Annotated in this window: 18 protein-coding genes; 16 read left to right on the top strand and 2 right to left on the bottom strand. The window is 67.3% G+C overall.

The features are described from left to right. Positions 1-124: 124 nt before the first annotated feature. The 7 genes from ACT6SE_RS13450 to zipA all read left to right on the top strand — a co-directional run bounded on the left by ACT6SE_RS13450 (position 125) and on the right by zipA (position 7,067). Positions 125-463, top strand: a complete 339-nt coding sequence (locus tag ACT6SE_RS13450; RefSeq protein ID WP_046431542.1) for a HesB/IscA family protein — start codon at positions 125-127, stop codon at positions 461-463. Positions 464-557: 94 nt separating this feature from the next. After that, positions 558-1,100: a CbrC family protein gene (locus ACT6SE_RS13445; protein WP_046431540.1), complete on the top strand. Its 543-nt coding sequence runs from the start codon at positions 558-560 to the stop codon at positions 1,098-1,100. A 185-nt stretch (positions 1,101-1,285) separates the two neighbouring features. Next, complete coding sequence (gene rpsF, locus ACT6SE_RS13440) at positions 1,286-1,723, top strand: 30S ribosomal protein S6 (protein WP_006452997.1); 438 nt, start codon at positions 1,286-1,288, stop codon at positions 1,721-1,723. A gap of 11 nt (positions 1,724-1,734) precedes the next feature. Continuing rightward, complete coding sequence (gene rpsR, locus ACT6SE_RS13435) at positions 1,735-1,965, top strand: 30S ribosomal protein S18 (protein ID WP_002804494.1); 231 nt, start codon at positions 1,735-1,737, stop codon at positions 1,963-1,965. A 105-nt stretch (positions 1,966-2,070) separates the two neighbouring features. Further along, on the top strand, positions 2,071-2,520 hold the full coding sequence (gene rplI, locus ACT6SE_RS13430; protein ID WP_014647660.1) for a 50S ribosomal protein L9: 450 nt from the start codon (positions 2,071-2,073) through the stop codon (positions 2,518-2,520). A 259-nt stretch (positions 2,521-2,779) separates the two neighbouring features. Then, a complete protein-coding gene (gene smc / locus ACT6SE_RS13425; RefSeq protein WP_046431536.1) occupies positions 2,780-6,283 on the top strand; it encodes a chromosome segregation protein SMC in 3,504 nt (1,167 codons plus the stop codon). A 46-nt stretch (positions 6,284-6,329) separates the two neighbouring features. Next, positions 6,330-7,067 carry a cell division protein ZipA gene (gene zipA / locus ACT6SE_RS13420; RefSeq protein ID WP_014647658.1) on the top strand — a complete coding sequence of 246 codons (738 nt, stop codon included), beginning with the start codon at positions 6,330-6,332 and terminating at the stop codon, positions 7,065-7,067. Between the two features lie 113 nt (positions 7,068-7,180). Here zipA and ACT6SE_RS13415 read toward each other — a convergent pair whose 3' ends face one another. Then, positions 7,181-8,305: a pyridoxal phosphate-dependent aminotransferase gene (locus ACT6SE_RS13415; protein WP_049420860.1), complete on the bottom strand. Its 1,125-nt coding sequence runs from the start codon at positions 8,303-8,305 to the stop codon at positions 7,181-7,183. A gap of 240 nt (positions 8,306-8,545) precedes the next feature. On the opposite strand from ACT6SE_RS13415, the gene ligA reads away from it, so the two are divergent. The 9 genes from ligA (at position 8,546) to ACT6SE_RS13370 (ending at position 23,057) form a co-directional block, all read left to right on the top strand. Beyond that, positions 8,546-11,017, top strand: coding sequence for an NAD-dependent DNA ligase LigA (ligA, locus tag ACT6SE_RS13410; RefSeq protein WP_172412180.1), 2,472 nt, complete (start codon positions 8,546-8,548; stop codon positions 11,015-11,017). A gap of 49 nt (positions 11,018-11,066) precedes the next feature. Next, positions 11,067-11,552, top strand: coding sequence for a GNAT family N-acetyltransferase (locus ACT6SE_RS13405; protein ID WP_046431515.1), 486 nt, complete (start codon positions 11,067-11,069; stop codon positions 11,550-11,552). Continuing rightward, positions 11,549-12,505, top strand: coding sequence for an EF-P lysine aminoacylase EpmA (gene epmA, locus ACT6SE_RS13400; RefSeq protein WP_014647654.1), 957 nt, complete (start codon positions 11,549-11,551; stop codon positions 12,503-12,505). Before ACT6SE_RS13405 ends, epmA begins: the two co-directional genes overlap by 4 nt. 138 nt (positions 12,506-12,643) lie before the next feature. Continuing rightward, positions 12,644-13,375 carry a DUF3011 domain-containing protein gene (locus tag ACT6SE_RS13395; RefSeq protein ID WP_014647653.1) on the top strand — a complete coding sequence of 244 codons (732 nt, stop codon included), beginning with the start codon at positions 12,644-12,646 and terminating at the stop codon, positions 13,373-13,375. Between the two features lie 47 nt (positions 13,376-13,422). Continuing rightward, the gene (mtnA, locus tag ACT6SE_RS13390) at positions 13,423-14,487 is read left to right on the top strand and encodes an S-methyl-5-thioribose-1-phosphate isomerase (RefSeq protein WP_014647652.1); all 1,065 of its coding nucleotides are present in this window, start codon (positions 13,423-13,425) and stop codon (positions 14,485-14,487) included. A 297-nt stretch (positions 14,488-14,784) separates the two neighbouring features. Continuing rightward, the gene (gyrA, locus tag ACT6SE_RS13385) at positions 14,785-17,505 is read left to right on the top strand and encodes a DNA gyrase subunit A (protein ID WP_046431511.1); all 2,721 of its coding nucleotides are present in this window, start codon (positions 14,785-14,787) and stop codon (positions 17,503-17,505) included. A 131-nt stretch (positions 17,506-17,636) separates the two neighbouring features. Next, on the top strand, positions 17,637-20,165 hold the full coding sequence (locus tag ACT6SE_RS13380) for a membrane-bound PQQ-dependent dehydrogenase, glucose/quinate/shikimate family (protein WP_046431508.1): 2,529 nt from the start codon (positions 17,637-17,639) through the stop codon (positions 20,163-20,165). 124 nt (positions 20,166-20,289) lie between these two features. Beyond that, a complete protein-coding gene (locus ACT6SE_RS13375) occupies positions 20,290-21,378 on the top strand; it encodes a lysozyme inhibitor LprI family protein (RefSeq protein ID WP_046431505.1) in 1,089 nt (362 codons plus the stop codon). 47 nt (positions 21,379-21,425) lie between these two features. After that, positions 21,426-23,057, top strand: a complete 1,632-nt coding sequence (locus ACT6SE_RS13370; protein ID WP_046431503.1) for a peptidoglycan-binding domain-containing protein — start codon at positions 21,426-21,428, stop codon at positions 23,055-23,057. A 51-nt stretch (positions 23,058-23,108) separates the two neighbouring features. On the opposite strand, the gene ACT6SE_RS13365 is transcribed toward ACT6SE_RS13370, so the two are convergent. Beyond that, entirely contained in the window at positions 23,109-24,098 is a 990-nt protein-coding gene (locus tag ACT6SE_RS13365; protein WP_046431502.1) for a zinc-dependent alcohol dehydrogenase family protein, read from the bottom strand. Between the last annotated feature and the right edge of the window lie 21 nt (positions 24,099-24,119).

Here is a 24,119-nt window from a genome sequence, read left to right as displayed (position 1 = left end):
TGAATCCTCTGCTGATCGACTCGATCTGTGAACACGGGAGTTTACCGGTTGCAGCGTTCTGCTTGCGAGGCATTTTTCGTGGCAACGGCTCCTTATAATGTCCCCGTACCTCTGGAGTAGCCCCATGGCCGTCAGCCTGACCCCCATTGCCTTCGAGCGCGTGCAGCGCTTCGTCGCCCAGACCCCCGGCGCGCTGGGCCTGCGTTTCGGCGTGACCAAGACCGGCTGCTCCGGCTGGGGCCACGTGACCGACCTGGCCCGCGAAGAGCGCGAGGGCGACACGGTGTTCGAGCAGGAGGGCGTGAAGATCTACGTCGACGCCAAGAGCCTGGCCCTGGTGGACGGCACCGTGATCGACTTCGGCAAGCACGGCCTGAGCGAGACCTTCACGTTCAGCAACCCGAACGCCACCGCCGAGTGTGGCTGCGGCGAGAGCTTCACCACCGACGCCGACAAGGCCTGAGGGCCGGCCACCGGGCATGGCCCGGCGCTGACCAGGCGCGCTCTGGTGGGCGCCGACCTTGGTCGGCACGCTGGGCTCGGCAGGGATCCCACGGATGGAACGACCGCTTTTCACCTATCACCCCAACGCCTACGAGCTCTCCTTCGAAGAGGTCGAGGGGATCTGCGACTGCTGCGGCCAGGCGCGCGCACTGCGCTATCGCGGACCGTTCTACACCCGCCTGCGCCCGGATTACCTGTGCCCCTGGTGTATCGCCGATGGCAGGGCTGCGGCCAGTTACGAGGGGGAGTTCACCGGCTGGAGCGATATCGAGGGGGTATCCCCGGATCCGGCTGATCCGCCGCCGACCATCGCCCGTGAGCTGCTGCTGGAGGTCTGCGAGCGCACCCCGGGCTACTCCTCCTGGCAGCAATCGGTCTGGTTGAGCCATTGCGAACGGCCCTGCGCCTTCCTCGGCTACGCCGGCAGCGACGATCTGCTGCCGATCCTCGACCAGGTCCGGCCGGACGTGGCGGCGGTCAATCCGCGCGACGCCGACTGGGTGCTGGAGCATCTGAGCCGGGACGGGATGATGGTCGGCTGCCTGTTCCAATGCCTGGAATGCGGCCAGCATCGTCTTCACGTCGATCTGGAATGAGCACGTGCCGGACATGGGCCGGCGCTCCCGTTCAGGTTGCCCGGTTTGCGCCCGGTTGCCCGGTGGCGCCGCTTGCCGCATAATGCGCGGCTTCCTGCCTCCCCGGCGGGAATCCTTGCCCCACCGCGGTCTCAACGGCGGGGGGCTGTCCGGCCGCAAGGCCACATCCGAAAGGTAGAAAAAACATGAGTCGTCATTACGAAATCGTGTTCATGGTCCACCCGGACCAGAGCGAGCAGGTCCCGGCCATGATCGAGCGCTACAAGTCGCTGGTCGAGAACGGCAACGGCACCATCCACCGTCTGGAAGACTGGGGCCGCCGCCAGCTGGCGTACCCGATCCAGAACCTGGTGAAGGCCCACTACGTGCTGATGAACATCGAAGCCGACCAGGCCGTTCTGAACGAACTGACCGAAAGCTTCCGCTTCAACGACGCCGTGCTGCGCAACCTGGTCATCAAGCGTGACGAGGCTGACACCGAGCAGTCGCTGATCATGAAGAGCAAGGACGAGAAGGGTGACAAGCCGGAGCGCGGTGAGCGCCGTCGTCGTGACGACGAAGAAGGCGAGTCCACCACCACCGCTGACAACGAAGCCGGCGACGACGCCGCTTCCGCCGCCTAAGGAGCCTTCCCATGTCCAAGTTCTTCCGTCGCCGCAAGTTCTGCAAGTTCACGGCTGAAGGTGTGAAGGAGATCGACTACAAGGATCTCAACACCCTGCGCCAGTACCTGACCGAGAACGGCAAGATCGTGCCGAGCCGCGTCACCGGTACCAAGTCGAAGTACCAGCGCCAGCTGGCGACCGCCGTCAAGCGCGCTCGCTTCCTGGCCCTGATCCCGTACACCGACAACCACGACGTCTGATGCCCGGCGGGGCGGCCCGGCGCCGCCCCCGCTGTGCCAGCTATTCGGACAGCCTTTGTTGCGGGGCATCGCCTCGCTAACGAATAACTCATCTGGAGCAATACCATGCAGCTGATCCTCCTGCAGAAAGTCACCAACCTCGGCAACCTGGGCGACCTGGTCGACGTGAAGCCGGGCTACGGCCGTAACTTCCTCGTGCCGCAGGGCAAGGCCGTTCCGGCCACCGAGAGCAACAAGGCCGAGTTCGAAGCCAAGCGCGCCGAATACGAAGCCAAGGCCCAGGCCATCCACGCCGACGCTGACGCCCGCAAGGCCAAGCTGGACGGCGCGAGCGTGACCATCCCGGCCAACGCTTCGACCGAAGGCAAGCTGTACGGCTCGGTCGGCGCCCGCGAAATCGCCGATGCCTTCACCGCTGCCGGCCTGCCGGTCAGCAAGAGCGAAGTCATCCTGGGCGAAGGCGCCTTCCGCAACATCGGCGAGTACGACGTGCTGATCCACCTGCACGCCGACGTCGAGACCACCGTCAAGGTCGTCGTCGTCGCCGAAGCCTGATCCCACGCCGCAAGGCCTGGCATCACCGCAGAACGGGCGCCCGCAAGGGTGCCCGTTTTGTTTTATGGCTCCGTTTCGTGGCGTGCGGCCACGTCCGGCCGACGGGGTGGGGCTGGACAATGTTCCACGCCCATTCGTAGAACACGGCCACATCGGTATACTCAGGGCGTCACACCCGTTCCACGGGCATCGATCCCAGCAGGATCAATGACTTGGAGGGTAAACGCAGGCCGCTTGCCGGCCCCAGTCCGGAACCCCTATGCGTCTTTCCACGATCAAGCTGTCCGGCTTCAAGTCGTTCGTCGATCCGACCACCCTGCACCTGCCGACCAACATGACCGGCGTGGTGGGCCCCAATGGCTGCGGCAAGTCGAACATCATCGATGCCGTGCGCTGGGTCATGGGCGAGAGTTCGGCCAGCCGCCTGCGTGGCGACTCGCTGACCGACGTGATCTTCTCCGGGTCCAATGCCCGCAAGCCGGTCTCGCAGGCTACCGTCGAGCTGATCTTCGACAACTCCGACCACACGATCTCCGGCGAATACGCCTCGTTCAACGAAATCTCGGTCAAGCGCACGGTCAGCCGCGACGGCACCAGCAACTATTACCTCAACGGCACCAAGTGCCGCCGCCGCGACATCACCGACCTGTTCCTCGGCACCGGCCTGGGCCCGCGCAGCTACTCGATCATCGAGCAGGGCATGATCAGCCAGATCATCGAAGCGCGCCCGGAAGACCTGCGCGTGTACCTGGAAGAGGCAGCCGGCATCTCCAAGTACAAGGAGCGCCGCAAGGAGACCGAGACCCGCATCCGCCACACCCGCGAGAACCTGGACCGGCTGGGCGACCTGCGCGACGAGATCAGCAAGCAGCTCGAACACCTCAAGCGCCAGGCCAGGCAGGCCGAGCAGTACCAGGCCCTGCAGGAAGAGCGCCGGGTCAAGGATGCCGAGTGGAAGGCGCTGGAATTCCGTGGTCTCGACGGTCGCCTGTCGAAGCTGCGCGAAGGCCTGTCGCAGGAAGAGACCAAGCTGCAGCAGCTGATCGCCGACCAGCGTGATGCCGAGGCCCGCATCGAGACCTCGCGCGCGCGGCGCGAAGAGGCCGCCGACGCGCTCAACACCGCGCAGGCCGCGGTCTACCAGGTCGGCAGCACGCTGGCGCGCCTGGAACAGCAGATCCAGCACCAGCGCGAGCTGTCGCAGCGCCTGCACAAGGCGCGCGATGAAACCCAGCAGGCCCTGGCCGAACTGGGCCAGCACATCAGCGGCGACGAGGCCAAACTGAGGGTGCTGCGCGAGGCAGTGGAGGCCGCCACCCCGCAGCTGGAGGCGCTGCAGGAAGAGAACGAGATCAAGCAGGAAAGCCTGCGCGAGGCCGAAGACCGGCTGGCCAGTTGGCAGCAGCGCTGGGAGCAGCACACCTCGCAGAGTTCGGAGGCGTCGCGCGCCGGTGATGTCGAGCGCACGCGCGTGGACTACCTGGACAAGCAGATCCTCGACGCCGACCGGCGTCGCGAGGCCCTGGCCGCCGAGCGCGCCGGGCTGGACGTGGACGCGCTGGAAGAGGCCTTCGAGCAGCTGCACCTGCAGCACGACACGCAGAAGGCCGCGCTGGATGAACTGAGCGAAGACGTCGAGCTGCGCAAGCAGGGCGTGGCGGCCGTACAGGAACAGCAGCGCAATGGCCAGAACGAACTGGCCGAACTGCGCAAGCAGGCCAACGGCCTGCGCGGTCGCCTGGCCTCGCTGGAAACCCTGCAGCAGGCCGCGCTGGGCCAGGAGCAGGGCGCGGCCGTCGCGTGGCTGAAGGCGCGCGGGCTGGATTCGGCGGCACGTGTCGGCGAACGCCTGGACGTCGATGCCGGTTGGGAAAACGCGGTGGAAAGTGCGCTCGGCCAGCTGATCGAAGGCGTGCTGGTCGATGACCCGGGCAGCCTGGTCAACGCCCTCGGCGAACTCGGCGACGGCCACATTGCGCTGGTCGCCAGCGCGGATGCCGAGGTCAAGGCTGCACCGACGTCGCTGGCCGCACGCGTGCGTGGCCCGGCGGCGATCCGTCGCCTGCTGGCGCACCTGCATGGTGCCCGCGACCTGTCCGAGGCGAAGGCCCTGCAGTCCAGCCTTCCGGAAGGCGATTCGATCATCACCCAGAGCGGCGAGCGCCTGGGCCAGGGCTGGCTGCGCGTGTCGCGCTCCGGTGCAGCCCAGCAGGGCGCGCTGCTGCGCGAACGCGAGATCAACGAGCTGCGCGAGCAGATCGAGCAGCTGCAGGACCGCGAGGCCGAGCTGGAAGAACAGCTGGCCGGTTTCCGCGAGCAGCTGCAGGCGGCTGAACAGCAGCGCGAAGACGCGCAGCGTGCGCTGTACCAGGCCCACCGCGCGGTCTCCGAGCTGGCCGGCCAGCTGCAGGGGCAGCAGGGCAAGGTAGAGGCTGCACGCACGCGCATCGACCGCATCGAAGGCGAGCTGAAGCAACTGCAGGAAACGATTGAAGCCAACAACGCGCAGGCGCGCGAAGCGCGCTCGCGGTTGGAGAACGCGGTCAGCAGCATGGGTGACCTGGAGTCGACCCGGCAGCGGCTGGAGGGCGAGCGCCGCCAGCTGACCGAGGCGCGCGACCTGGCCCGCGATGCTGCCCGTGCAGTGCGCGAGCGCTCGCATTCGCTGGCCCTGACCCTGGAATCGCAGCGTGCGCAGCTGGCCTCGTTGAGCCAGGCGCTGGAGCGCATGGGCACCCAGCGTGGGCAGCTGGATTCGCGACTGGGCGAGCTGCACTCGCAGCTGGACGAAGGTGATTCGCCGGTCGAATCGTTGCAGGCCGAGCACCAGAATGCACTGGAAGAGCGCGTGCGGGCGGATCGCGTGCTGACCGAAGCGCGTACGTTGCTGGACGGCATCGACGCCGAGCTGCGCAATTACGAGCAGACCCGCCACCAGCGTGACGAACAGGCGCTGGCCCAGCGCGAGCGTATTTCGCAGCGCAAGCTGGACCAGCAGGCGCTGGTGCTGAGCGCGGACACCCTGCAGGGCGCGGTGGAGAAGGCCGGTTTCGTGCTGCAGGACGTGCTCAACGCACTCCCCGAGGATGCGCGCCTGGGCGACTGGGAGCAGGCCGTGCATCAGATCGACGCACGCATGCGCCGGCTGGAGCCGGTCAACCTGGCCGCCATCCACGAGTACGGCGAGGCTTCGCAGCGCTCGGATTACCTGGATTCGCAGCACACCGACCTGACTACGGCGCTGGAAACCCTCGAGGATGCCATCCGCAAGATCGACCGCGAGACCCGCGGCCGTTTCAAGGACACCTTCGACCGCGTCAATGCTGGCGTGCAGGCGCTGTACCCGCGCCTGTTCGGTGGCGGCCACGCCTACCTGGAGCTGACCGGTGAAGACCTGCTCGACACCGGTGTGACCATCATGGCGCGCCCGCCGGGCAAGCGCGTGTCCAGCATCTCGCTGCTGTCCGGCGGCGAGAAGGCGATGACGGCAGTGGCGCTGGTGTTCGCCATCTTCCAGCTGAACCCCGCGCCGTTCTGCCTGCTGGACGAGGTGGACGCGCCGCTGGACGAAGCCAACGTCGGCCGGCTGGCCAACATGGTCAAGGAAATGAGCGAGAAGGTGCAGTTCCTGTTCGTCAGCCACAACAAGGCGACGATGGAGGCCGCGCACCAGCTCTCGGGCGTGACCATGCGTGAACCGGGCGTCAGCCGCCTGGTCAGCGTGGACCTGGAAGAAGCCGCGCGATTGGCGGGCGCGGCCTGACGTGCCATCCTAGTTACCTGAATGAACTAGCCGGAGAACCTATCGAATGTCCGACACGGCACTGTTGCGCATCGGCATCCTGGCCGCCGGCCTGCTGTTGATCGCCGCGATCTTCCTGTTTGGCCGTCCGAAGAAGAAGCCCCAGGGACGCCGCGTGGAAAGCGCGGAACCGGCCAGCGGCGAGCGCCGCGAACCGGTATTGGGCGAGGATGGCGTTGTCGTGGCCGATGGCCGCGTCGAACCGGGCATGGGCACGGAAGGCGAACAGGCCGAACTCGGCCTGGGCGATACCGACCCGGGCGCCAGCGATCTCGGCAAGCGCGCCACCCAGGATTTCGACAAGATCGTTTCGCTGTTCGTGGCCGCCCGGGCCGGCGAGCAGCTGCGCGGCGAAGACATCGTGGTAGCGGCGGAGAAGACCGGCCTGGTGTTCGGCCACATGAACGTGTTCCACCGTCTGGTGGAAGGCCATCCCGAGCGCGGGCCGATCTTCTCGATGGCCAGCATCATGAAGCCAGGCAGCTTCGACATGGCCAACATCCGTGCCATGGAAACCCCGGCCATCGCCTTCTTCCTGACCCTGCCGGCGCCGCTGACCGCGCTGGATGCCTGGGAGAAGATGCTGCCGACGGTGCAGCGCATGGCCGAACTGCTGGATGGCGTGGTGCTGGATGACAGCCGCAACGCCCTGGGTCGCCAGCGCATCGCGCACATCCGTGACGAACTGCGCGCCTACGACCGCCAGCACCAGGCGCCGCCGCTGACCAAGACCCCGCGCTGGTGAGCGCCATGGCGTGCCGACCAACGGTCGGCACCCACCCCGACCAACAGTCGGCACCCACCCCGACCAACGGTCGGCACCCACAACAGTAGATCCACGCCATGCGTGGATGGGGTCTACGCCGGTACGCCGGCCACCTTGGCAAACGCGCGGCGGAACGCGGCCATCTCGTCCTCGCTGCCGACGGTCACGCGCACGTGCTGCGGCCAGATCGGCCAGCTGCGCCCGATCACCACACCGTTGTCGGCCATCGCCTTGGCGAACGTGCTGCCGTCGCGTTGCACGTCGACCACGAAGCAGTTCGCTTCCGACGGCAGGCAGCTGAAACCACGCTTGCCCAGCCATGCGATGGTGGCCTGGCGCACCTTGGCGTTCTGCAGGCGACGCTGCGGAATCAGCTGCGGATCCTGCAGGCTGGCCAGCGCCGCCGCCAGCGCGGGCACCGGTAGCGGGTTGTCGCCGGGGCTGGCCAGCTCGCGCAGACGCTCGGGATGTGCGGCCGCCAGGCCCAGGCGCAGGCCGGCCATGCCGTACAGCTTGGAGAATGTACGCAGCACGATCAGATCGTCGCGCTGCGCCACCTGCGCGATCAGGCTGGGCTGCTCGCTGTATTGCAGGTAGGCCTCGTCGACCAGCACGCGGGTGGAAGCAGGCTTGTGGGCCAGCAGCCAGGCGAGCTCATCCGGTGGGCTGATCGAACCGGTCGGGTTGTTCGGATTGCACACGTACAGCAGCCCGGTCGGGCGCGCATGCGCGGCTGCGACCATCGCACGCAGGTCGTGTGCGCCGTCATTGCGCAGCGGCACCTTCTGCACGTGTGCACCATGTGCGGCAGCGACCTCGCCCAGGGTCTCGAAGGTGGGGTCGGCCACCACCAGTCCCGCCTGCGGGCCGGTCCACAACGTGGCGGCGCGGTTCAACGGTTCGCTCGAGCCCGGATAGAGGCGCACATGGTCGGCCGGGATACGGGCCTGCTCGATGAAGGCATCGCGTACCTGTGCCGCCAGGGCGAAGCGGTAGCGGCCGCAGCTTGCGATGCTGTCGCGCGCCGCCTGCTGGGCAGCGGGGGAGGGGCCGTAGGGGCATTCGTTGAAGTTCAGTAGTACCGCGCCTTCGGCAGGGGCCGCACCGACGGTGGCCGCGGATTGGGCCTGGCCACGCAGCGGCAGGCCGCTGCCGGCGACGGCAAGGCTGGCACCGGCCAGCTGCAGGAAGCGTCTACGGGAGTCAGGCAGGGTCATGGGCAGGATTCCGATGGGGCCGTCGCACGCTAGCGCCGGCGTGAGCGGGCGGCAAGCTGCTTTTTGTGGCGTCGAGCCATGCAGATGTGCCAACCAAGGTTGGCACCTACCGGAATGAGAGAGAAGGTTGGCACCGGAGCGGGGAGTGCCCGTCGAGCACGCTCGACGCTGCAAAGGCGGGGCGTTACAGGGCCTGACGGCCGGGCGCGGTAGAATCCCCGGCCATCCCAGAACCACCGGATCCCGATGAGCCCCAGCCCCGCCGAACGCGCCGAAGATCTCCGCCGGCAGATCGCCCAGGCCAACCGCGCCTACCACGAGCTGGACGCGCCGGAGATCCCCGACGTCGACTACGACCGGATGGTGCGCGAGCTGGAAGCGTTGGAGCGCGAGCACCCGGAACTGGCCCGTGCCGACAGCCCGACCCAACAGGTCGGTGCACGTCCGTCCGGCCGCTTCCCCGAAGTGCGCCATGCGGTGCCGATGCTGTCGCTGTCCAATGCCTTCAGCGATGAGGAAGTGGCCGACTTCGTGCGCCGCATCGATGAGCGCCTGGGCCGCCGCAGCCTGCAGTTCTCGGCCGAACCGAAGATGGATGGCCTGGCGATCAGCCTGCGCTACGAGGACGGTCATTTCGTACTCGGCGCAACCCGCGGTGATGGCAGTACCGGCGAGGACGTGACCGCCAACCTGCGTGAAATCGGCGATGTTCCCAAGCGCCTGCACGGCAAGGACTGGCCGGATGTGCTGGAGGTGCGTGGCGAGGTGTACATGGCCCGCGCCGATTTCGAGGCCTACAACGAACGTGCGCGCCAGCAGGGCGGCAAGGTGCTGGCCAACCCGCGCAACGCGGCAGCGGGTTCACTGCGCCAGCTCGATCCGAAGATCAGTGCGCAGCGCCGGCTGAGTTTCTTCGCCTACGGCACCGGTGAAGTGCAGGGCGGCGAGCTGCCGGACACCCATTCGGGCACGCTGGCCCAGCTCGGCGCCTGGGGCTTCCCGGTCAGCGGGTTGTGCAAGGTGGTGCAAGGCGCCGACGGCCTGCTCGGCTACTACCGTGACATCGGCGAGCGTCGCGATGGCCTGCCGTTCGACATCGATGGTGTGGTCTACAAGCTGGATGACCGCGCCGGCCAGCAGGCCATGGGTTTTGTCTCGCGTGCACCGCGCTGGGCCATCGCGCACAAGTTCCCGGCGCAGGAACAGAGCACAACGGTGGAGGCGATCGAGATCCAGATCGGCCGCACCGGTGCCGCCACGCCGGTCGCGCGGCTGGCACCGGTGGCTGTGGCCGGCGTGATCGTGTCCAATGCCACGTTGCACAATGCCGATCAGATCGCGCGTCTCGATGTGCGTGTCGGTGACAGCGTGATCGTGCGACGTGCTGGCGACGTGATTCCGGAAGTGGTCAGCGTCATCCTCGACCGCCGTCCACAGGGCACCTCGCCCTGGCAGATGCCGACGCGCTGCCCGGTGTGCGGCTCGGAAATCGTGCGCGAGGAAGGTGCAGCTGCGTGGCGCTGTTCGGGCGAACTGTCCTGCCCTGCGCAGCGCAAGGAGGCCATTGCCCATTTCGCTTCGCGCCGTGCGATGGATATCGACGGCCTCGGCGACAAGTACATCGAAACCCTGGTCGACGCCGGCATCGTCAGGAGCGTGGCCGATCTGTACCGGCTCAACCGCGACCAGCTGTTGCACCTGAAGCTGGTGCTGGATGCCGAGGACCCTTCCGCACTGGCCGCCGCGCTGAAGCTGCACCTGCCGGCAGAAGGCAGCGGCGCGGTGCTCAATGCGGTGCTCAAGCTGGATGGCAACGATCCGGCGTGGCGCGCGCAGGCGCTGGCACAGCCGGCCAGCTTCGAATGGAACACGAAGAAGATCGCCACCAGATGGGCCGACAACCTGATCGCGGCAATCGACGCCAGTCGCGCAGCCACGCTGGAGCGCCTGCTGTTCGCGCTTGGCATCGAGCACGTCGGCGAGAGCACGGCCAAGGCGCTGGCGCAGTGGTTCGGTGACCTGGAACTGATCCGCCACCTGCCATGGCCGTTGTTCAAGCGCGTGCCGGACATCGGTGGCGAAGTGGCGCGTTCTCTCGGCCATTTCTTCGAGCAGCAGGGCAACCAGCAGGCCATCGACGACCTGCTGCAGGTCGGGCAGGTGCGCATCAGTGATGTGCACGCGCCCAGTGCCAAGCTGCGCGAAGGCCTGGATCTGGCGCAACTGCTGGTCGAATCGGAAATCCCCGGCATCACCCGCCTGCGTGCGGAGAAGCTGGTGGCTGCCTTGCCGGGTGCCCAGGCGGTGCTGGATGCCGAGCATGGCCAGTTCGTCAACGCCGGCCTGCCGGACGACACTGCGCGCGGTCTGGCCGACTGGCTCGATGCCGATGGCCATGGCGCGATGCTGCTGGCAGCCGAGAAGGCGATGCAGCAGATCCTGGCCAAGGCGCCGGCGCTGGCCGAGATCGTGGCCGGCCCGCTGGATGGGCAGACCGTGGTGCTGACCGGCACCCTGGCCCAGCTCACCCGCGATGCCGCCAAGGAACGCCTGGAAGCGCTGGGTGCCAAGGTCACCGGCAGTGTGTCGAAGAAGACCAGCTTCGTGGTCGCCGGTACCGAGGCCGGCTCCAAGCTGGACAAGGCGCAATCGCTGGGCGTGCCGGTGTGGGACGAAGACCGCCTGCTGGCCTACCTCGCCGAACACGAATGATGACCCCGCCGGGTGCCTGGCGCCCGGCATGAAAGACAAAGGAACACCGATGCAGACCGCCCCGCTGGATTTCCGCCTGGCCACCCGTGCCGACGAAGAACTGTTGATCGCGTTGATGCGCGAGTTCTACGCCGAAGACAGGATCGACTTCGATGACGCGCGCGTGCGTCGCGGCGTGGACGCGCTGCTGGCCGATCCGCGCAATGGCGAAGTGCTGCTGTGGCTGGACGAGGCGGGCGAGGTGGTCGGCTACGCGGTGATCGCGATGGGCTTCAGCCTGGAGCAGGGCGGCCACTTCATGCTGCTGGACGAGCTGTACCTGAGTCATCGCGCGCGCGGTCGTGGTCGCGGCAAGCAGGCGCTGGCCATCTGTGAACAGCGCGCTCGCGGGCGTGGTGTCAGCCGCCTGCGCCTGGAGGTGAACCACCACAACGAACTGGCCCGCCGCCTGTACCTGGCCAGCGGCTACATCGACGACACCCGCGATCTGCTGACCCTGCCGCTCGACCATCCGCGCTCGGAGGGCATCCTGTGAGCGAGGCCCTGCTGCGCGCGCTGCAGCAGCGCGCCACGCTCAACGCGCTGGTGCGCCGCTTCTTCGCCGAGCGCGATGTGCTGGAGGTGGAAACGCCGATCCTGTCGGTGGCAGGCAACACCGAGCCAAACATCGACAGCTTCCATACCGATTTCACCGGCCATGTCGATGCCGGTGGCCGTCGTCGCTGGCTGCGCACTTCGCCGGAATATCCGCTCAAGCGCCTGCTGGCGGCCGGTGTGGGCGACTGCTACGAACTGGGCCGGGTGTTCCGCAACGGCGAGGCCGGCGGCCGCCACAACCCGGAATTCACCATGCTGGAGTGGTATCGGGTCGGCTGGGACCACCACCGGTTGATGGAGGAAACCGCCGAGTTGGTCGGCCAGGCGCTGGCCCTGGTCGGACGCCGTGCAACGCTGCGTGTGTTGAGTTACCGCGAGCTGTTCCAGCAGCACGTGGGCCTGGATCCGTTCGAGGCCGATGAAGCCGCGCTGCGCGTTGCGCTTGGCGACGTGCACATCGACCCGGTCGGGTTGACCCGTGATGACTGGCTGGACCTGTTGATGACCCACCACATCCAGCCGCAGTTCGATGACGCGGTGATGACCGTGGTGCATGACTGGCCGGCCAGCCAGGCCGCGCTGGCCCGCATCCGTCCGGGCACGCCGCCGCTGGCCGAGCGTTTCGAGCTGTACCTGGGTGCAGTGGAACTGGCCAACGGCTATCACGAACTGAACGACGCCCACGAGCAGCGCGCCCGGTTCCAGCGTGACCAGCAGCGCCGCCACGAACGTGGACAGGTGCAGCCAGCCGTGGACGAGGCACTGCTGTCGGCGTTGCCGTCGATGCCTGCCTGTGCTGGCGTGGCGGTGGGTGTCGATCGCCTGTTGATGGCGATGAACCGCACGCCACGCATCGCCGATGTGCTGGCCTACGACTTCGCCCACGCGTGATCCCCGCGTGTTGCTGAACATCGCAGGCTGAACGAAACGCGGGTTTGGTGCGCTTGCGTCGGTAAGCACGATGATGCTCTTATCACGGCCAATGCCGGACACTGGCATCCAGTTCATCCATTCCTGCTGGGGAAGGCTTTGGTCAAGTGGTTCGCGGTTGTCGCTGCACCGGTGTACTCCATTGCGCTCTGGGGTGCCTGGCTGCCGTCGCCGGCGTCGGCCCAGCAGGTGGGCTACGACGATGAAGTGGTGACCTGCGAATCACGCGACATGGGTTGGGTGCACTGCGATATCGAGGTTGCCAACGGCGTCGACCTGGTGCGCCAGCTGTCCAGCAACAGCTGCATCCGCGGCAGCGAGTGGGGCACTGACCGCAGTGGTGTGTGGGTCACCCTGGGCTGCCGTGCCGAGTTCCGCGCCCGGCGCGCAGCGGGCGCGGCGCCGCCGGCTGACAGCTCGGGCAAGCGCCTGGTGCGCCGTGTGGTGCGCTGCGAGTCCAATGGCCGTCCGCAGAGTTGCCCGGTACGACTCGATGGCGCGCCGGTGCGCCTGCTGCGCCAGTTGTCGGTGTTGCCGTGCCGCGAAGGGCAAGGCTGGGGCTACAAGCGCAATGAAGTCTGGACCAGCCGTGGCTGCCAGGGTGACTTCGAAGTGGCCGATGACGATGGCCGCTTCGTCGACATGCCGCGCCGCCTGACCTGCGAATCGAAGTCGAAGAAGCGGCGCTTCTGCGGTGCCAGCATCTCGGTTGGCGCCGTGGTCTCCGAGCAACTGTCCAGCACGCCCTGCGAGGAAGGCAGTACCTGGGGCTGGAGCCGCAACGGGATCTGGGTGGACGGCGGCTGCCGCGCCGAATTCTCGGTGAATTGAGCCCGGGCAGGCTCCAACCCTGCGGGGCGTGGCCCTACAATGGGCCCATGAACACTGCCTCTGACATCGACTACGCCCGTTACGACCACATCCGCCCGATCCTGTGGACCGGCGACGCCCTGCAACTGCTGGACCAGCGCAAGCTGCCGTTCGTGGTCGAGCACGTGGTCTGCCATGACAGCGACGAGGTTGCCAGCGCCATCCACGCATTGACCGTGCGTGGCGCGCCGGCGATCGGCATTGCCGCTGCCTGGGGTGTCGTGCTGGCTGCACGCGAGGTGCAGGCCGCCGATGGTGCGCACGCCCTGCAGCAGCTGGAACCGGCCCTGCAGCGCCTCAATGCGTCGCGCCCGACTGCGGTCAACCTGGCCTGGGCGCTGGCGCGCATGCGCCGTTGCCTGAACGCCGCCGGCGCCGACTGGAAGGCGTTGCTGGAATCGGAAGCGCAGGCCATCGCCGAGGAAGACCTGGCCGCCAACCGCCACATGGGTGCACTGGGCGCGGGCCTGATCGAGGCTGGCAGCGGCGTGTTGACCCACTGCAATACCGGCTCGCTGGCCACTGCGGGGTTCGGTACCGCGCTGGGCGTGATCCGCGCCGGCATGGCCCAGCACCGCATCGCCCGCGTGTTCGCCGGCGAAACCCGGCCGTGGCTGCAGGGGGCACGCCTGACCGTGTGGGAACTGCAGCAGGACGGCATCGATGCCACCCTGATCGCCGATTCGGCTGCCTCGCACCTGATGAAGACCGGCGCCGTGCAATGGGTGATCGTGGGCGCGGACCGCATCTGCGCCAATGGCGATACCGCCAACAAGATCGGCACCTACCAGCTGGCCATCGCCGCCCGCCACCACGGCGTCAAGTTCATGGTGGTCGCACCGTCCTCGACCGTGGACATGGAGACCGTGGACGGCAGCCAGATCGAGATCGAGCAGCGCGACCCGGGTGAGCTGTACGGCGTGGGGGGTACCCGTACCGTCGCCGAGGGCATTGCTGCCTGGAACCCGGTGTTCGACGTCACCCCGGGCGAGCTGATCGACGCCATCGTGACCGAGCGCGGGGTCATCCTGAACCCGACCGCCGGGAACATGCGCACCGCCTTCGGCGGCTGAGGCGGGCAGGAAGGTCCCGGGGTCGGATCCCTTTTCGCAGGAAAGGGCTCTGACCCCAGGCAGGCCTCATCCACGCACGGCGCGGATCTACTGATTTCGCGCAGCCGAGCATGGGCTCGGCTCTACAGGGGCGGTATGGGGCCCTAAGTTCCTGATTTGTGCCGGTAAAATCCCCGTAAAGGGAGGCGGAAAACGGCCTGTTGTGGTAGTATCCACAGGTTGAATCGAGGTTCCGGCGCGACCCCCTCCCGCAGAGGGCTGCGCCGGACTGGACCGCTACCAGACAACGGAACCCGAATGGCAGAAACCGCCAAGGAAATCATCCAGGTCAACCTGGAAGACGAGATGCGCAAGAGCTACCTCGATTACGCCATGAGCGTGATCGTGGGCCGCGCGCTGCCGGATGCGCGCGACGGCCTCAAGCCGGTGCATCGCCGCGTGCTGTACGCGATGAACGAACTCAACGCGCACAGCAACAAGCCCTACTTCAAGTCGGCGCGTATCGTCGGTGACGTCATCGGTAAGTACCACCCGCATGGCGATCAGTCGGTGTACGACACGCTGGTGCGCTTGGCACAGCCGTTCTCGCTGCGCTACATGCTGGTCGACGGCCAGGGTAACTTCGGTTCGATCGACGGCGACTCCGCTGCAGCAATGCGATACACCGAGGCGCGCATGTCGCGCCTGGCGCATGAGCTGATGGCGGACATCGACAAGGAAACCGTCGATTTCCAGCCCAACTACGATGAGAAGGAACTGGAGCCGACGGTCATGCCGACCCGGTTCCCGAACCTGCTGGTCAATGGTTCGGCTGGCATCGCGGTGGGCATGGCGACCAACATTCCGCCGCACAACCTGAGCGAATCGATCAACGCCTGCATCGCGCTGATCGACAACCCGGACATCGATGTCGACGGCCTGATGGAATACATCCCGGGCCCGGATTTCCCGACTGCCGGCATCATCAACGGCACTGCCGGCATCGTCGCCGGCTACCGCACCGGCCGTGGCCGCGTGCGCATCCGTGCCAAGGCCGATATCGAAGTGGCCGACAACGGCCGCGAATCGATCATCGTCACTGAAATTCCTTACCAGGTGAACAAGGCGCGTCTGATCGAGAAGATCGCCGAGCTGGTCAAGGAAAAGAAGATCGAAGGCATCAGCGAGCTGCGCGATGAGTCCGACAAGGACGGCATGCGCATCTACATCGAGATCAAGCGCGGTGAATCTGCCGAGGTTGTGCTGAACAACCTGTACCAGCAGACGCAGATGGAATCGGTGTTCGGCATCAACATGGTGGCGCTGGTCGATGGCCGCCCGCAGTTGATGAACCTCAAGCAGATGCTGGAGGCGTTCGTCCGCCACCGTCGCGAAGTGGTCACCCGCCGCACCGTGTTCGAGCTGCGCAAGGCGCGCGCCCGTGCCCACGTGCTGGAAGGCCTGACCGTTGCGTTGGCCAACATCGACGAGATGATCGAACTGATCAAGACCTCGCCGAACCCGAACGAAGCCCGCGAGCGCATGCTGGCCCGCGTGTGGGAGCCGGGCCTGGTCGGTGCGATGCTGGGTGCGGCCGGTGCCGAGGCCTCCCGTCCTGAAGACCTGCCCAAGGGCGTGGGCCTGATCGAGGGCGGCTACCAGCTGACCGAGATCCAGGCCACCCAGATCCTGGAGATGCGGCTGCACCGCCTGACCGGGCTGGAGCAGGACCGCCTGACCGACGAGTACAAGCAGCTGCTGGAAGTGATCGCCGGGCTGATCCACATCCTGGAAGATCCCGACCGCCTGCTGCAGGTGATCCGCGAGGAGCTGGTCAACGTCAAGGCCGAATTCGGCGACGAACGTCGTACCGAAATCCGCCACAGCGAAGAAGACCTGGACATCCTCGACCTGATCGCGCCGGAAGACGTGGTGGTTACCGTGTCGCATGCCGGTTACGTGAAGCGGCAGCCGGTGAGCGTGTACCGCGCACAGCGCCGTGGTGGCCGTGGCCGCAGCGCGGCGGCGACCAAGGAAGAGGATTTCATCGAACAGCTGTGGCTGGTCAACACGCACGACACGCTGCTGACCTTCACCAGCTCGGGCAAGGTGTTCTGGCTGCCGGTTTACCAGCTGCCCGAAGCCGGTTCCAACGCCCGCGGCCGTCCGATCATCAACTGGATCCCGCTGGAGCCGGGCGAACGCGTGCAGGCCGTGCTGCCGGTGCGCGAGTACGCCGATGGCCAGTTCGTGTTCTTCGCCACGAAGAACGGTACGGTCAAGAAGACCCCGCTGAGCGAGTTCGCCTTCCGCCTGGCCCGCGGCAAGATCGCGATCAACCTGGACGAGGGCGATGCGCTGGTCGGTGTCGGCCTGACCGATGGCGAGCGTGACATCCTGCTGTTCGCCTCCAACGGCAAGACCGTGCGCTTCGGTGAAGACAAGGTCCGCTCGATGGGCCGTACCGCCACCGGCGTGCGCGGCATCAAGATGCCGGCCGGCGAGGAAGTGGTCAGCCTGATCGTGGCCGAAAGTGCCGGTGGCAGCGAGGACGAGAACGAGGACGACAGCGGTGTCGAGGAAGCCGCTGCCAATGGCGACGCGGTGATCGACGGCGCCGACGACGCCAGCATTCAGTACATCCTTACCGCCACCGAGAACGGCTACGGCAAGCGCACCCCGCTGCCGGACTACCCGCGCAAGGGCCGTGGTACGCAGGGCGTGATCGGCATCCAGACCACCGAGCGCAACGGCAAGCTGGTCGCCGCAGTGCTGATGGGCTCCAGCGACGAAGTCCTGCTGATCTCCGATGGTGGCACCCTGGTGCGTACGCGTGGCTCGGAAATCAGCCGCGTCGGCCGCAACACCCAGGGCGTGACCCTGATCCGCCTGTCCAAGGACGAGAAGCTGCAGGCGGTGGAGCGCATGGATGCCTCGATCGACGAGGACGAGGATGAGGTGGCAGTGCCTGCCCCGACCACGACCACGACCGATGGCGCCCCGGCGGCTTCCAGCAGCGAGGACGCCGCACAGGAGTGATCCTGCCGCAAGGTTGAGCTACGCGACGACGCCGGCCCTGTGCCGGCGTCGTCGTATCCGGATGCCGCACATACGCGCGCGCTTCACGTCGGCGGTGGGATAACGGCGCATGCTGCCCCCGGAGATCGACGATGTCCGCCACGCCGCCGTCCGCTCCTGCTCCCGTCCGCGCCTCCCGGCATCCTCTCGTTACCGTGCTGTCGCTGCTGCTGGTCCTGCTCGGCCTGGTCATCGGCGGGCTCGGCGCATGGCTGCTCAGCCTGGGCGGCTCGGCGTACTACGCCATCGCCGGGGCCGGCCTGCTGGCCAGTGGCCTCCTGTTGTTCGGCAATCGCCGCAGCGGCGCGCTGCTGTATGCGCTGGTGTTCGCCGGTACGCTGTTGTGGACCTGGTGGGAGTCGGGCAGCGACTACTGGCGCTGGGTACCGCGGCTCGGCCTGGTGACCGCGCTTGGCATCGTGCTGGCGCTGCTGGCGCCCACCCTCCACCAACCGGTTTCCAGGCGCCTGTCGCGCAGCGTGGCCGGCGTGCTGATGCTGGTGTTCGTCGCTGCCTTCGGATTGGCGTTCGCGCCGCACGGCGAAGTGGACGGGCACCAGCCGTTCCCGGAAGGCGCGGCCAGCGTCGGGCTGGAACCGACCCGCGACACCACCGGCCTGCAGCCGGCCGACCAGCCTGCCGAAGGGGACTGGCCGGCGTGGGGGCGCAGCAATGCCGCCACCCGCTATTCGCCGCTGCAGCAGATCACCCCGGCCAACGTGGCCACGCTGCAGCTGGCCTGGCAGTTCCGCACCGGCGATATGCCGAAGAAGCGCTGGGGTGCGGAAACCACGCCACTGAAGATCGGCGACCGTCTGTACCTGTGCACCGCTCGCAACCGCCTGATCGCACTGGATGCGGCCAGCGGCAAGGAAGTGTGGCGGTTCGATCCGAAGGTAAAGGACGCTTCGATTCCATACACCGCCGCCTGCCGTGGCGTGAGTTATTACGAGCAACCGGCCACGCCGATCCTCGCCGATGCCGCATTGGCCGATGCCGCTGCTGATCTGGCGTTGCCGGAACCGCCGCCCAGTGCCACCCGCAGCGCTGCACCGGGCAGTCGTCCGGCATGCTGGGCGCGCATCATCGAGGGCACGCTGGACGGGCGCATCATCGCGGTGGATGCCGACAGTGGCCGCCCCTGTGCGAATTTCGGCAACAACGGCCAGGTCGACATCACTCTGGGCATGGGCGAGGTGCCACCGGGCTATGTGTCGATCACCTCGCCACCGGCCATCGTGCGCGGGGTGATCGTCACCGGCCACCAGGTGCTGGATGGTCAGCGCCGCGACGCGCCGTCGGGCGTGATCCAGGCCTACGATGCGATCACCGGCAAGCTGCGCTGGGCGTGGGACATGGACCAGCCCGAACGCAGCGGCCTGCCGCCGCATGAGCAGACCTACACGCGCGGCACGCCGAACATGTGGACCACCGCGACCGGTGATGAGGCGCTGGGGCTGGTCTATCTGCCGCTGGGCAATTCCGCTGGCGATTACTGGAGTGGCTCACGCACGGAAAACCAGAACCGCTACGCGACGTCGCTGGTGGCGATCAATGTGGCCACCGGCAAGCCGGCCTGGCATTTCCAGGCGGTGCGCAAGGATGTGTGGGACTACGACCTGGGTTCGCAGGCCAGCCTGATCGATTATCCGACGGCGGCAGGCAAGGTGCCAGCGCTCCTGCTGCCGACCAAGCAGGGTGATCTCTACATCCTTGACCGCCGCAACGGCCAGCTGCTGACCGCCGCCGAAGAGCGCAGGGTGCCGGTCGGCGGTGTCGAACCGGAACAACGCTCACCCACGCAGCTGTTCTCGCTGTATCACACGCTGCGCCGGCAGCATGACCTGACCGAGCGCGACATGTGGGGCATCACCCCGGTCGACCAGCTGATCTGCCGCATCCAGTTCCGCAAGGCGTACTACGAAGGCTTCTACACCCCGCCGAGCAGTGATCGCCATTCCATCGAATATCCCGGCTACAACGGCGGTTCGGATTGGGGAAGTGTGTCCATCGATACACGCCGCGGCGTGATCGTGGCCAACTACAACGACATGCCCAACTACAACCGGCTGGTGCCACGCGCCGAGGCCGACAGGCTGGGCTGGCTGCCACGCGAGAAGGTCCGGTTCGACAAGGGCGGCGCCGAAGGCGCGGGCGACCCACAGGTGGGCACGCCCTACGCCATCCAGGTGAACGCCGGTTGGCGCCTGCCGTTCACTGGTCTGCTGTGCAAGCAGCCACCCTATGGCGGCATCCGGGCCATCGACCTGCGCACCGGCAAGCTGCTGTGGGACCGTCCGTTCGGCAGTGCGCGCGGCAACGGACCATTCGGCATCCGTTCGGGCCTGCCCATCGAGATCGGCACGCCGAACAATGGCGGTTCGGTAGTCACCGCCAGCGGCCTGATCTTCATCGCCGCCGCCACCGACGACCTGCTGCGCGCCATCGACCTGAAGACCGGCAAGGAGCTGTGGCATGCCAAGCTGCCCGCGGGTGGCCAGGCCAATCCGATGGTGTACGCGCAGGGCGGGCGCCAGTACGTGGTGATCATGGCTGGCGGCCACCATTTCATGGAAACCCCGAATGGCGATTACGTGATGGCCTACGCACTGCCGAAATAGCGCTGCCGGCCTGAGTGCGGCCTACGGGCTGTGACCGCTGGTCGCTGAAGTTGCGCTGGCGACCGGGCAGCATCCATCATCGGAACAGGACGGGGCCGGCCAACGCCCCCAGGGAAGGAAACGCATGCTGAACTCCGAACGCCTGCCGGGGCGTGCCACCCGGTTGCTGGCAGGACTGCTTCTGCTTGGCCCTTGCCTGTGGACAAGCGCGCAGGCGTCGCCCCAGCCCGCGGCACGCAAGGTGCCCAGCGGTGCCGAACTGATCGCAGGCGATGCGCGCTCTCTGAGCCCCGCTCATGCGCCTTGCATGGCGGCCGCAGGCACCGCGCTGGACGCCCGTCGCCGTTGTGCCGACGCTGAACTCAAGGTGCACGACGATGCACTCAATGCCGCCTACAGCGCGGCGCGCTCCACACTGACCGCCCGTGATCAGCAGGTGCTGCGCGATCTGCAGCGGCAATGGCTGCGCCAGCGCGACAACCGGTGCCCGGAAGGCAGCACGGCCGTTGCCCAGCTGGATTCACAGCAGTGCCGCACGCACATGACCCTGCTGCGTGCCCGCCAGTTGCAGGGCGGCGGTGCGGCGGCGCTGGTGGCGGAAGCCAAGGCGGCCCCGGCGCCGGCGCAGGCCGCTGTGCATGCCGCCGATGCCGCGCCCGACAAGCAGGGCAGGATCGTCCTGCGGCCCGGCGAGGGCAGGCTCACACCGGCACTGCAGGTGGTCTTCCAGGTGACCGATTGCAGCGGCACCGACAACGTGACGACCTGCCAGGTGCGGAGCATGGGCGTGACCCGTGGTGGGCGCAACGTGGTGGTCACGGACGTGCAGCCGCGCCTGACCCGCGCCGGCACCGGTGCCCAGGGTGCGACCGCCGTGCTGCTGACCGTTTCGGATTTCAATGGTGATGGCGTGCCGGACCTGCAGGTGTGGCAGGACAACAGCGGTGTCTACAACGTTCCGGTGCATGCGTTCTACCTGTTCGATGCCAAGCGCAACCGCTATGTGCGCGCCAAGGCGTTGGAAGCGGCCATCGGTGGGCGCGACATCGACCATATCGACAATGGGCGGTTCGTGCTTCGCGCGAAGGTCAGCCCGTGCGAGCGCGAGGACAAGGTCATCCAGCTGCGCGGAACCGGCACGCGCACGTTGCTGCAGCGCCGCTATGACACCTGCAGGGGCGAGGCCCCGACCGAACCGGACCTGCTGAAGTAGGTCTTCCCCCGACGAATGGATGCGTTCCGGAACTGGAGAGCTGAAGGATGAGCGAAGGCTATGGAAAAGGTGGGTCGGGCTTCGGCCTGACCCGGGACCAGTCGGTCGAGATGATCGTGCGTACCTGCATCGACAACGGCATTACCGACCATCGGCAGATTGCCTATGTGCTGGCCACGGCGCAGCACGAATCGCGTGATTTCGCCGCGCCCGAGGAAGACTGGGGCAGGAAGCAGGCGGTGGATCTGCGCTACTTCGGCGGCGAGGAGTACTTCGGCCGGGGCTTTGCCCACCTCACCCACGTCAACAACTACGAGCGGCTGGGCGAGGCGCTGGGGATCGGCCGCGAGCTGGTCGAGCATCCGGAACGGGCTGCCCAGGCAGACATCGCCACCAAGGTGCTGGTGGTGGGGATGCGCGACGGCCTGTTTGGTGCGCGGCTGTCCGACAACGTCAACGCCAACCATGCCGACTACCGGCAGGCGCGGGCCTCGGTCAATGGCGGTGAGCTGAACAACGGCAGTCCCTATCCAGACGCCATCGCCACACGGGCCACTGAATGGGAATCCCAGGTTGCCGGCCTGGTCCAGCGTGTGCAGCAACCAGGCTTCCAGATGCCGGTGCCGACCCCCCAGACGCCCACCGGGGCGATGGACCTGCACCGGGGTGACGCCAACCAGCACGTGCTGGAAGCGCAGCAGTACCTGCAGCGCTTGGACGTCCGCAACAACGCCAATGCCGCGATCAAGCCCGACGGTGATTTCGGCGCCTCCACCGAGCAGGCCGTGCGCCGCTTCCAGACCGAGCGGGGTATCAGCCCGGCCAATGGCCGCATCGACGCTGCGCTGCTGGAACGCATGCGCAGCGACACGCTGGCGGTCGATCCGGACTTCAAGCGCCGGACGGTGACCGACCTGACCGGGCCGCTGGCCGACGGCAACCTGGGCCCCGGTGAGAAGGGCGAGCCGGTGTTCGAAATGCGCCGGCAGCTGGAGGCGTTGGGGTACCTGACCGAACCGAACCCACGTGCCGAGCGCGATGCGCGCACGTTTGATGCCGGCATGCAGGCGGCCATGCGCAACTTCCAGCAGGACTATGGCCTGCCGCTGCGCCCCGGCGGCGTCATCGACACGGATGCGCGCCGGCAGTTGAACGATGCCGCCGTCGCTCGCGAGCATGCGCCGACCACCGAGTTCGACCGCGCGGAGAACTGGCCGCCGCAGCGTCCGCCCTATACGCGGGCGGAGTTCCAGCCGGAGCAGGTGCAGGCGCGGCAGCAGGCAGCGGCGAATGCACCGGTCGCTGGTCCGGCCGCGCCGGAGCCCGCACCGCAGCCCAATGGCATGGAATCGCTGTCGCCCAGGGACGCCGCGCTGTTCGAGCGCATCCGCCAGGGGGTACCTGGCACCATCGGCGACGAGCACGTCATGCAGGCAGTGCTGGAGTCCAAGCGCAACGGCATCGATGATGCCGCGCGCGTCGACCGGGTGATGATGGCCGGAGATCGCCTGTGGGTTGCCGGGTTGATTCCCGGTGAGCGCGCCAGTGTGGATACGGCACAGCCGGCGCGCTCGATGGAGGAAACGGTGAATGATCTGGCCGGTGACAACCGGCAGCGCGAGCACCAGCTCACCCTCGAAAGCCGCCAGCATGAGAACCGCGGGCCTTCAATGGCCTGAGCCTGCGGCAGCGACGTGCCCGCAGTGGGTCCGTCGCTGCCGGCAGGGTGTTTACAGCGTCACCACCACTTTGCCGATCTGTTCGTTCGATTCCAGGTAGCGGTGGGCGTCCTGGATCTGTGCGAAGGGGAACACCTTCGCGATCTTCGGCGCCAGCGTGCCCTTGTCCAGGCCGTCGACGATGAACGCTTTGGCACGTGCCAGCGCGGCATCGTCGGAGACGATTTCCGAGTACAGGTAGCCCTTCAGCGTCAGCGACTTGCCCAGCACGTTGAACAACGGGAACGGGGTGGGTTCGCTGCTCAGCGCGCCGTATTCCAGCAGGATGCCGCCACGGGCCATTGCCTCGGTCAGCGGCACGAACTGCGGGCCACCGATCGGGTCGAACACCACGCGGGCGCCGGCACCGCCGGTGATGCGCGCCACTTCGGCTGCCAGGTCCTGTTCCTGGGTGGCGATGACATGGGCGGCACCGGCATCGAGCAAGGCCTGGCGCTTGCCCGGGCCACGGGTCACCGCAATCGGCGTGGCACCCACTGCATTGGCGATCTGGATCGCGGCCAGGCCGACGCTGCTGCTGGCAGCGGTGATGATGACGGAATCCCCGGCGGCCAGCTGCGCCTGCTCCAACAGTGCGCCCCAGGCGGTGACGTACTGCATCCACACCGCAGCCGCCGTTTCGAAGCCCAGCGCCTGCGGGTGCTTGACCACCAGTCGTGCCGGCACGTTGGCCAGCTCGCCGTAGGTGCCCCAGCGGGCGATGTCCAGCGGCGGCACCACGCTCACCGCATCGCCAGCAGTGAATCCGCTCACCGCACTGCCGACCGCCTCGACCATGCCGGCCGCTTCATAGCCCAGCCGGCTGGGGAACTGCGCCTCCTGCAGATAGGCGCCGTTGCGGAACATCACCTCGGCACGGTTCAGGCCGATGGCCTTGACCCGGATCTGGACCTCGTCGGCTGCGGGGGCGGGAACATCGATGTCGTCGATGCGCAGCACATCGGCGCTGCCATATTCGTGGATGCGGACAACCTGGCTCATGGGGGGCTCCTGGGCAAGGCC

It is taken from the genome of Stenotrophomonas sp. LC732 (genome assembly GCF_052446685.1).
Lineage (GTDB): Bacteria > Pseudomonadota > Gammaproteobacteria > Xanthomonadales > Xanthomonadaceae > Stenotrophomonas > Stenotrophomonas muris.
Note: the sequence above shows the minus strand (reverse complement) of the source record. Positions and strands in the feature narration are given on the sequence as shown.

What these genes read in the sequence shown, in the direction of transcription:
- ACT6SE_RS13450 (WP_046431542.1), top strand. Translation starts at nt 125, where the DNA reads ATGGCCGTCAGCCTGACCCCCATTGCCTTCGAGCGCGTGCAGCGCTTC.
- ACT6SE_RS13445 (WP_046431540.1), top strand. Translation starts at nt 558, where the DNA reads ATGGAACGACCGCTTTTCACCTATCACCCCAACGCCTACGAGCTCTCC.
- rpsF (WP_006452997.1), top strand. Translation starts at nt 1,286, where the DNA reads ATGAGTCGTCATTACGAAATCGTGTTCATGGTCCACCCGGACCAGAGC.
- rpsR (WP_002804494.1), top strand. Translation starts at nt 1,735, where the DNA reads ATGTCCAAGTTCTTCCGTCGCCGCAAGTTCTGCAAGTTCACGGCTGAA.
- rplI (WP_014647660.1), top strand. Translation starts at nt 2,071, where the DNA reads ATGCAGCTGATCCTCCTGCAGAAAGTCACCAACCTCGGCAACCTGGGC.
- smc (WP_046431536.1), top strand. Translation starts at nt 2,780, where the DNA reads ATGCGTCTTTCCACGATCAAGCTGTCCGGCTTCAAGTCGTTCGTCGAT.
- zipA (WP_014647658.1), top strand. Translation starts at nt 6,330, where the DNA reads ATGTCCGACACGGCACTGTTGCGCATCGGCATCCTGGCCGCCGGCCTG.
- ACT6SE_RS13415 (WP_049420860.1), bottom strand. Translation starts at nt 8,305, where the DNA reads ATGACCCTGCCTGACTCCCGTAGACGCTTCCTGCAGCTGGCCGGTGCC.
- ACT6SE_RS13405 (WP_046431515.1), top strand. Translation starts at nt 11,067, where the DNA reads ATGCAGACCGCCCCGCTGGATTTCCGCCTGGCCACCCGTGCCGACGAA.
- mtnA (WP_014647652.1), top strand. Translation starts at nt 13,423, where the DNA reads ATGAACACTGCCTCTGACATCGACTACGCCCGTTACGACCACATCCGC.
- gyrA (WP_046431511.1), top strand. Translation starts at nt 14,785, where the DNA reads ATGGCAGAAACCGCCAAGGAAATCATCCAGGTCAACCTGGAAGACGAG.
- ACT6SE_RS13380 (WP_046431508.1), top strand. Translation starts at nt 17,637, where the DNA reads ATGTCCGCCACGCCGCCGTCCGCTCCTGCTCCCGTCCGCGCCTCCCGG.
- ACT6SE_RS13375 (WP_046431505.1), top strand. Translation starts at nt 20,290, where the DNA reads ATGCTGAACTCCGAACGCCTGCCGGGGCGTGCCACCCGGTTGCTGGCA.
- ACT6SE_RS13370 (WP_046431503.1), top strand. Translation starts at nt 21,426, where the DNA reads ATGAGCGAAGGCTATGGAAAAGGTGGGTCGGGCTTCGGCCTGACCCGG.
- ACT6SE_RS13365 (WP_046431502.1), bottom strand. Translation starts at nt 24,098, where the DNA reads ATGAGCCAGGTTGTCCGCATCCACGAATATGGCAGCGCCGATGTGCTG.